The sequence below is a fragment of the Moorena sp. genome (assembly GCF_982860115.1).
The window spans coordinates 1-9,403 of sequence record NZ_CEYLVT010000266.1 but is presented as its reverse complement, the minus strand read 5'-3'; the positions used below and the strand labels follow the sequence as shown (position 1 = coordinate 9,403).

8 protein-coding genes and 1 pseudogene are annotated in these 9,403 nt (G+C 45.1%); 5 read left to right on the top strand and 4 right to left on the bottom strand.

Annotated elements, in window-relative coordinates; translation table 11 throughout:
• The 4 genes and pseudogenes from AC4II3_RS28530 to AC4II3_RS28515 all read right to left on the bottom strand — a co-directional run.
• Positions 1-448 (bottom strand): RNA-guided endonuclease InsQ/TnpB family protein (locus AC4II3_RS28530; RefSeq protein ID WP_490722977.1); only part of this gene is annotated, 448 nt, incomplete at its 3' end.
• Positions 414-1,346: pseudogene (locus tag AC4II3_RS28525) on the bottom strand (RNA-guided endonuclease InsQ/TnpB family protein). The gene AC4II3_RS28530 and the pseudogene AC4II3_RS28525, both read right to left, overlap by 35 nt.
• Before the next feature lie 329 nt (positions 1,347-1,675).
• Positions 1,676-3,394, bottom strand: coding sequence for an ABC transporter permease (locus tag AC4II3_RS28520; protein WP_488015336.1), 1,719 nt, complete (start codon positions 3,392-3,394; stop codon positions 1,676-1,678).
• 52 nt (positions 3,395-3,446) lie between these two features.
• Complete coding sequence (locus AC4II3_RS28515; protein WP_070395840.1) at positions 3,447-4,397, bottom strand: ABC transporter ATP-binding protein; 951 nt, start codon at positions 4,395-4,397, stop codon at positions 3,447-3,449.
• A 951-nt stretch (positions 4,398-5,348) separates the two neighbouring features.
• Between AC4II3_RS28515 and leuB the strand changes: the two genes are divergently transcribed.
• The 5 genes from leuB (at position 5,349) to accD (ending at position 9,371) form a co-directional block, all read left to right on the top strand.
• Complete coding sequence (gene leuB / locus AC4II3_RS28510; protein ID WP_488015333.1) at positions 5,349-6,437, top strand: 3-isopropylmalate dehydrogenase; 1,089 nt, start codon at positions 5,349-5,351, stop codon at positions 6,435-6,437.
• Between the two features lie 216 nt (positions 6,438-6,653).
• A complete protein-coding gene (locus AC4II3_RS28505; RefSeq protein ID WP_293087423.1) occupies positions 6,654-6,914 on the top strand; it encodes a hypothetical protein in 261 nt (86 codons plus the stop codon).
• Between the two features lie 75 nt (positions 6,915-6,989).
• Positions 6,990-7,823 carry a prepilin peptidase gene (locus tag AC4II3_RS28500; protein WP_488015331.1) on the top strand — a complete coding sequence of 278 codons (834 nt, stop codon included), beginning with the start codon at positions 6,990-6,992 and terminating at the stop codon, positions 7,821-7,823.
• A gap of 290 nt (positions 7,824-8,113) precedes the next feature.
• Positions 8,114-8,326 carry a hypothetical protein gene (locus tag AC4II3_RS28495; RefSeq protein WP_488015329.1) on the top strand — a complete coding sequence of 71 codons (213 nt, stop codon included), beginning with the start codon at positions 8,114-8,116 and terminating at the stop codon, positions 8,324-8,326.
• 112 nt (positions 8,327-8,438) lie between these two features.
• Positions 8,439-9,371, top strand: a complete 933-nt coding sequence (accD, locus tag AC4II3_RS28490; protein WP_488017497.1) for an acetyl-CoA carboxylase, carboxyltransferase subunit beta — start codon at positions 8,439-8,441, stop codon at positions 9,369-9,371.
• Positions 9,372-9,403 lie beyond the last annotated feature (32 nt).

Genomic DNA, 9,403 nt, shown 5'->3' with positions numbered 1-9,403 from the left:
CATAGCCAGTCCCCTGTAAAGGCTCCACTCTACTTACGGTAACTTCAAACCCCACCGTACCCAAGGCTCGTTTTAGGATGTTGATTGCAGCGTTGTGATCACGTTCGCGTAGCGTCGCCTTCGGCGAATCTAATTTACAGCCACATTTACAGACGTGAGTCCTAGTGGATAGTGACTTCTTGACCACTTCACCGCATTCAGAACAGTTTTGGCTTGTATAGGCAGGATTAACCGCAATTGTGACCCGACCAAACTTAGTGCCAAAATGCTCCAACCATTTCCTGAATTGATACCAACCTGCATCATTAATAGACTTAGCCAGACAGTGATTTTTAACTAAATTTTTTACTCTTAAATCTTCATAGGCGACCAGGTCGTTAGACCGGATTACGCAGCGCGCCGGAGACGAAACCTTAGAAGAGTGCAGCCTTAGAACAAAATCTGTCACCTTTGATGCATAGCCTACCAACTATAAAGGCTGCACTCTTCTTGCGGTAACTTCGTTCCCAGTCTCTTGGCGTGCTCTATGCGCTTCGCGCAGGCTTCGCCAACACGTTGCCTACTTATTTTAAGGTGCTGTCTACCTAATCTATTGATCGCTTTCTTGCGGTTAGCAGAGCCTTTCTTTCTCCGGGAAACCCGGCGTTGATAAAACTTTAATCGCTTTTCCCCAACTCTATAAAACCTGGGGTTGGGTTCAGACTTACCATCAGAATCAGTGTAGAGCTCTTTTAGTCCTACATCTAGTCCAACAGTGTTTTTAGATGGTTCTAATTCTTCAGTCACATCAACTGAGACGCAGAATTGAACGTAGTAACCATCTGCTCTTTTGACTATACGGACTCGTTTTATCTGCTTCTTATCAAAGCGCCACAAGTCCCAGGTTCCCTTGAGCTTTAGCTTTCCGTTCGCGTAGCGTGACCGAAGGTCAATCCTTTTTTATCACTGAATGTGATTGACTTCTTATCAGGGGACAACTTCCATCCCGACTGTTTGTACTCAACCGTTCGCGCAGCGTCGGCTACGCCGAATCTACAGTGCTTTTGAAAGCGTGGGAAACCTTTCTTTCCAGGTACTTTTTTCTTGCAGTTGTCAAAGAACCGAATAATTGATGACCAGGCTCTTTCAGCGCTAGACTGACGAGCGGTAGAGTTTAATTCACTAGCGAAAGGGAACTTTTTAGCCAGCACTGCACTATACTTGTTGAGGTCAAACTTGTTAACCCCTTTATTGTCCATCCAATACCTAAGACAGCTATTCCGGATGAATTTAACCGTCCGAATGGCTTCATCAATAGCCGAGTACTGGTTCTTTTTTCCTTTAACTTTAAACTCTAAAACAATCATCACTTTCGACCCTCTCTGTGACTATTTTAGTCTAGCATCTCCAGACTAAAATAGTAAACTCTAACCTGTTTTTTTTGTAGGCGGCTTTAGCCGCTATTCGCTTTCATACCCGCTCTAAAGAGACGGGGTTTTCAGCGTTTCGATCTTTATAAAAAAATAGGAGCGAAGCCTTGGGATAAAGCTAAACACTCCAAGCTAGATTTTTTGTTTAAATGTTTCGCGATAATTAGGATAAAAAACCCTGTGATAATCCAGTCCTTGATTAGGATAGGAAAGTTGCTCGACGCGCGACCTAAGGGTCGAAACAACCCTTAGGTAAACTAAAAAACTTAATCAGCAGTGACGGGTAATTGGGTTTTTCCAGAAAGCAAGGCTTTGGTTGTCGATTCTCCTGCTTGTCGCAATTGTCGTCCTAGGTTTACGTTCAATAACGTTAGGGCTAGGGACTGAGCAATGATGGCCAAGAAAACACTAGTTGCAGTAGCATGCTCCAAACTAGTCCAATGGAATGCGGAAAATAGCCATACAGCAGGAGTATCATAGGGATGCATCGACCCAATCGAGAAAAGAATGGGGGGTAAAAGAATCAATCCTCCTACCGTTATCACTGCACCAGCGGCTCGCTTCTTTGCTTTCATCAACAGCATTAACTGAGCAACTGTGGCGTAAATCATGATAATACTGCTATTGAGCAACAGTGCGAACAGGGCAGCTATCTTGTACTCATTGGCAGGCCAAAGTAGGATCCATGGCAGCAACATCGCAGATGCGATCGCACAATTTATTGCCACTGCCACCACAGCCGGACTTTTGTCACCCCAGATTAAGTCAGCTATCAGCCCTCCTTTTTTGCGGAAAGTCCGATCCTGATGTCGGTAACGAGCCCAATCTTGTAAGGTTTGTCGATGGGGACTCAAGGCAGCAATCAGAGCTAAAAACAGCACCAGGTTGAACACCAGCAGCATCTGTGAATTCTCTTCCAAGCCATGGGTATAACCACGCCAGTTTTTGTATTGAGGGTTGAGGGCAAATCCTAAAATCACCGCTTGAAAGCTAGCGGTCAGCCAGTAACTTTGTTGCTTGTTAATCAAGGTAGCTTTAGGGTTATGGAAGCAACGATTTAGCCCTTGCCCAAACCAGTAGGTCCCAACACCGTAGTTGAGGACAATAAAACCAGCCATAGTCCAGAAACTGGCACCGATATGGATACCAAACCAGCGCAAATCTTGGAAACTACGGTGATAAGTAGAAATCCTACTCCCATCAAAGGAATTAGAATCAATCAGGTACGGTAAGACAATGGTAGGATTAAACAACGTTAGCCAGTCGGCTGGGTAATGGCTGACACCACTGTCATGAATCACCATGGTCGTGATCCACAAAAAGATGAGTACAGCACCAGAACCTAACCAAGCTTGGAAACCTCCTAGAGATCTGCTAACTAAGCCAAATAGTAGCGCCATACTATAGCAAAATAGGCAACTGGTACCGAGAACGGTGTAAAATCCTAAAAGCTCAAGTAAATGGATTTTACCAGCAATAGCTGCCCAAAAATGTAATGGTAGGGCAAAAGCAACTGCTAGATAAAGCAATGCTGGTACCCCCAGTAGTTTGCCACCTAGGATGCTCCGGCTTGACTGAGGTGTCAGCCGCAGAAAGTTCAAGGTGCCACGACTTTCTTCTTTAGAGAGGTCACTGATTAGCATATAGGTGCCAACCACCAACAAGCTGAAGATACCGATAAGACTCAGCCAGACAAATACATCTTGCCACCACAGAGACCAGTTAATCTCAAAACCTCCGAAGCCATCTGGTAGGCAAGGAATCTGATAATCGTACTTGACACCAGTGCAATATCGGCTGTAAATGGTACGGTCACCATCAGCCACTGGTAGCTGACTTCCAAAACCGATCAGCATCACCAACTGACCAACCAAGGATATTGCCACTGTAATCAGGACATTGCGCTGTTTGAAACTCCCTTTGAGTTCTCGAAACACTTGGGGATTCAATTCCCCAAGTTGGTTAACTAAATTATTAAGTGCCATATCGCTATTAGTCTCCTTTTACTCGCCTAGTTATGATGCAGCTATGATCGAGCTATGATGCTTGCTGATGACCTAATTTAAGGAAAATTGTTTCTAAGTCTTCTTGAGAGCACTGGAATTCTGTCAAGGGAATCCCAGCATTAACCAGCGATCGCAATAGCTGTGCACAATCCTCTTGACCTCCTGAAAAATGAATCCGCATCCGACCTGGTTCTGGTAATATCTCCCAGTCTTCTACAAGGGGATTATTTTTCAATTCCCCTTTAAGTACATCCAGCTGACCTAGGCTTGACAACAGAATTTGCTGGCGACCAAGACGCTGGTAAAACTCATCTAGGGGTGCGCTTTCTACCAGATACCCTAATTCCATGATGCCTACGGAGCTACACAGTTGGGCTAAATCACTCAAGACATGGGAGGAAATTAGAATGGTCATCCCCGCTTCTTGGAGAACCTTAATAATTTCCCGAAACTTCATTCTAGCAATGGGGTCAAGACCAGAGACTGGCTCATCCAGCAGCAGTAAAATTGGTTCATGAATAATAGTTCGAGCCAGGCTAAGGCGCTGTTTCATCCCCCGGGAGAGGGTTGAAATCAAACTATTACGCTTGTTGGTTAATTCAATCAGTTCCAGAACATCGTATAAGCGTTGTCGGCGTTTTGAGCCTCGTAATTTATATAGACGTGCAAAGTAGTCTAGGTAGTCCCAAACCGTCAAATCTTCATAGAGGGGAAAATCATCAGGTAGATAGCCTAAACGCTGTTTTAGCCTAGGATTGCTTTGATCTCTTAGCAAACGCTGACCATTGATGTAAATCTCACCAGTGGTAGGTTCTTCCGCTGCAGCTAACATCCGGATCAGGGTGGTTTTCCCAGCACCATTCGGTCCAATTAAGCCGTAAACTTCACCGCTTTCCACTTGCAAATCCACCTCATGGACAGCTACATGCCGGTCGAATTGCTTCGTGAGTCCACGGATATCAATAGCCAATTCTTTTACCATCAGAGTCTGGTTTTAGTTATTTAAATTACCTAAGACTAAGGTCTGTCTGAGCCAATATAGGATAAGAGCAAAGCCTCCTATTGCTTCGAGTTCCCTAGCCTTTCCAAGAAAGCGCGGGGTCGTACCACAAAGGGAAATTCAGATGTTGTTTTTTTTTCCAGCCTAGCGCTTTATTCTTGATCTATGGGTTGACCTAGGGCGGTTCAGCTTGTCTAGAATTATTTGAATTATTGATTTTTATTTAGTTATCGCTAGTTTAGGGATTCCTTCCGGACTGTTACCTTGTTGCGAAGTCTGATCTATCGGTTACATCGGTTACATCCCTTCACATATCCCTTGCCACCTCTGCTGATCAAAAAATTACCCTGATACACCGGCCAGATGCTATAGTATCGAACGCTATAACTTATCAAAAACTTTGGGTCTAAAACCCCGTCCTTCTAGGACGGCTTTTTAGTTGTCACTCACAAGTTTCATTTGGTATATGGTGGTTACAGGGTACAGGCTGAAAAACCGAGGCGCAACCGGGAGAAAGACCCGCCACTGCTCGACCTTAAAGTAGTAATGCCCGGAGGGTAGGGAAAGTCCTCCTTAAAAACCCAATCATCAATTAACAGTTGGTGTGTGAACCCAGGAAAGCACAGTTTGAAAATAAATGGTACGGCGGGGCACGCCGGAACCAAGTGAAACAGGGAAGCAACCGACTTCATAAGGCACTTCCCAATCTTGTTGCTAAACGCCCAAGGAGATTAGCCCGCTGGGTCTTTTGTGAACTGACTAGAGTCTTAGTCTTGACGGGATTTTGGTTTAGATATTGCCCGATTTTTGGCGGCGTCAAAGATTAGGACACAAAGGTTTAAGGCCGATCGTAGATCTGGGAATCCCCGTCCTTCCAGGGCGGGGAGTGTCAAACCCACGACACCTCATACTTGAGCATCGACCAAACTAACTATGACTTACTCCTACCGCATTACCCTGCTACCTGGTGACGGGATTGGCCCAGAAATCATGGCAGTAGCTGTAGATGTATTGAACCTCGTTGGCAAGCGATTCGATATTAATTTTAAATTTACTGAAGCCCTAATCGGTGGCGTAGCTATTGATGCTACTAATGAACCCCTACCTACTGACACCCTAGAACTATGTCGCAATAGTGATGCGGTTTTACTCGCTGCAATTGGGGGTTACAAGTGGGATAATCTGCCGCGCCACCAACGACCAGAAACGGGATTGTTGGGATTAAGAGCAGGATTAGGGTTGTTTGCTAATCTGCGACCAGCGACAATATTCCCCCAACTGATTGATGCCTCGACCTTGAAACGAAACGTGGTTGAAGGGGTAGATATTATGGTGGTTAGAGAACTGACTGGTGGGATCTACTTTGGACAACCTAAAGGAATTTTTAATCAGGAAACTGGGGAGAAACGGGGAGTCAATACTATGGCTTACACCGAAGCCGAAATTGACCGCATTGGTAGAGTAGGGTTTGAAACGGCTAAAAAACGCGGTGGTAAACTGTGTTCGGTGGATAAAGCTAATGTGTTGGATGTCTCCCAGTTGTGGCGTGATCGCATTACAACCCTAGCAGCAGAATATCCGGATGTGGAACTGTCTCACCTATACGTGGATAATGCTGCTATGCAATTGGTCAGAGCTCCAAAACAATTTGATACCATTGTTACCGGTAATATGTTCGGGGATATTTTATCGGATGCTGCTGCTATGCTTACCGGTAGTATTGGCATGTTACCCTCTGCTAGTTTAAGCGAATCTAACCCTGGAGTCTTTGAACCGGTTCATGGCTCGGCTCCAGATATTGCGGGTCTTGATAAAGCTAATCCCCTAGCGATGGTGCTCAGTGCTGCGATGATGTTACGTTATGGCTTGGACCAGCCTGAAGCAGCAGATTGCATTGAACAAGCAGTTGTCAAGGTTTTAGATAAAGGCGATCGCACAGGAGATATCATCTCAGAAGGGATGACTCTCTTAGGTTGTCGTGCTATGGGAGAGTCCCTAATTCAGTGCCTAGAACAATCTTGATATTATCCCTTGATATTATCTGGTAAACCTGCTGTTACTTATCATAACTCAGGAAAATCGGTTGGTTTCCCCTGGTTAATCAGTACCCTGTCTTGATGCAGTCGCTCATGGGGGGAACCCCCAAGACCGCGCTGCATCGCTTTTGCGGAAATACCCCCTTGCCGTGAAGGCGTGATTGCATTAAAGTCAAACTGAAATAATAGGGTAAAAAGTGTGGTGTATACATCACAGCAAAGACAAGAAAACTACCAAACTCGGCTTGAGCTACCGAAGCTGCTAGACCCTACGGTTTTGAGAGCAGCTAAGCACATCTACCAGGTTTACTACGAAGTTCATCCATACCTTGATGAACAGCCATCTGGTGTAGCCATTGACAGATATACCCTCAGAGGAAAGTTAATCTTTAGTGATAAACCTATCCTTCTACCAACTGAATGCTTTGTGCCTTTGAGTCAACTACAAGGAGATTTTTATTAATAAATATTAAGTCAATCTGTTAAACGGCTTAGTTTTATGGTAGTAACCAATAGCAATTAGCAAGTGATACAGGATATGGTTGAAGTATCCGCTGCCTTGACAACGTCGATAGTTTTCGCAATAGTTTTCGCTAGTGGTGCGTCTATTGGCAGTTTCCTCAATGTAGTCGTTTACCGACTACCTGCTGGTTTATCCATCCTTTGGCCTCCCTCTCGCTGTCCCCATTGTCTCCATAAGCTGGGAAAGCGAGAGAATGTTCCGGTAATGGGCTGGCTGTGGTTAAAAGGACGTTGCCGTCACTGTAATACCAAGATTTCCAGCCGCTATCCCCTAGTAGAGGCCATAACAGGTGTACTGTTTTTACTAGTTTTTTGGATCTATGGTTGGGGTTGGCAAACCCTAGGGTATTGGGCATTTTTGAGCTGGCTGTTGACTCTGGCTCTGATTGATATCGATACTATGACCCTACCGAATTCCCTAACTCAGTCTGGATTAGTGGCTGGTTTAGTATTTCAAGGAACTACTGGTTTTTTGGAGGGGTCTCAACCCATAGCAATAATTCCTCAATTAATGACTGGGGTGGTAGGTGCAGTGCTAGGGATTTGGTTGTTTGACCTGATTGCCTTTGGGGGTTCGATTGCCTTTGGTCAATCCGCTATGGGGGGAGGAGATGCTAAGCTAGCGGCGATGATGGGAGCTTGGTTAGGGTGGAAGTATTTGCTCTTGGCTAGTTTCATCGCTTGTGGTGTAGGGGCGTTTGCTGGTGGCGCAGCCATTGCCCTCGGTTGGATGAATCGCAAACAGCCAATGCCCTTTGGTCCTTTTCTAGGGTTGGGAGCAGGATTGACTCTACTGTGGGGTAAATTAATAGTGTCCACTTACCTAGAACTGTTTTTCCCATTGAGCTAAAACGTATCTTAGGTGCGCTTTTTCCATCTAATTATTAAATTCGCCACTGGTCGCACCTGTTGAATAATGTTCGCTCACTATCTTAATTGAGACCTTGAAAAGGGAAAGCTTAAACGTCCTATATAATAGGAAACCTATAAAAATTAACCTATTATAAAATTTTAGCTAATTGTCTACTAATCATAATACTTATAAATAAGTATAACCTATAAAGAAAACTATAGATGAAATTAAACTATCAAATTCAAAGGCTCTGAAAACTCTACTATTGGTGCTATTGGTATTGGCCTGTGTCTTGGATAACAATCAGAACTACCAATCTTCGCTGGGAAGCCGAGCTGATGCAGCAGGTGCTAGCTGCTCATGATATTCCAAGTCGGATTCTTGATATTGGGATCATGTCTTATTTAGGTGCAGGTAGTCCTGCGGCTTTACAAGTTCGCTCACCAGATCAATGGACAGCCTTACTGTTGTTGAGTTCCCCAGAGGAAGAGCAGGCATGACAATCAGATAAATCAGATTATAGCTAAAAAAATATAGGTGCGCTTGACCCGTAATTAAATTCGCCACGAGTCGCACATTCACGATAATACGTTAACAGGATTAAGAATTTTTATGTCTCTATTCGATTGGTTTGCCAATAGACGAAAAATTGAACCAACCCCTAAACAACCTCAAGAACGGGAGATTGCTGATGGGCTATGGAAAAAGTGTGAAGCTTGCGGAGTTCTATCCTACGCCAGAGACCTGCAAGCTAATCAAATGGTTTGCAGTGAATGTGGCCATCATATGCGAGTCCCTAGTGACGAGCGGATCCGCCAGCTGATTGACCATCAGACCTGGATCTCACTGGATGAACACCTACATCCGACGGATCCCCTCAAGTTTTGCGATCGCAAATCCTATAGTGATCGTTTGCGAGACAGCCAAGAAAAAACCAAGCTCACAGATGCGGTACAAACCGGCACCGGTAAGCTAGAGAATTTGCCTATTGCTTTGGGAGTGATGGACTTCCGGTTCATGGGCGGTAGTATGGGTTCCGTAGTTGGGGAAAAACTGACTCGTTTGATAGAAGAAGGAACCAAGCGACAGGTACCGGTTGTAATTGTTTGTGCATCTGGTGGAGCCAGAATGCAGGAAGGGATGTTAAGCCTGATGCAAATGGCCAAAATCTCTGGTGCCTTGGAACGCCATCGTCAAGCCAGACTACTCTACATTCCAGTGCTGACTCATCCTACCACTGGTGGGGTGACCGCCAGTTTCGCCATGTTAGGAGATATTATCATAGCGGAACCGAAGGCATTAATTGGATTTGCTGGACGACGAGTGATTGAGCAGACCCTAAGAGAAAAGCTACCGGATAATTTCCAGACCTCTGAATATCTGCTAGATCACGGCTTTGTTGATGCCATTGTACCTCGCACCCAGTTGAAAAAAACCCTAGCCCAGCTGATTCGCCTCCATCAACCCCAGGCTACTATACCGGTAGCGGTTTCCCTGCCAAAAGCAGTAGGGACTTCTGAGCTGGGAGTAGGGAGTAGGGAGTAGGGAGTAGGGAGTAGGGAGTAGGGAGTAGGGAG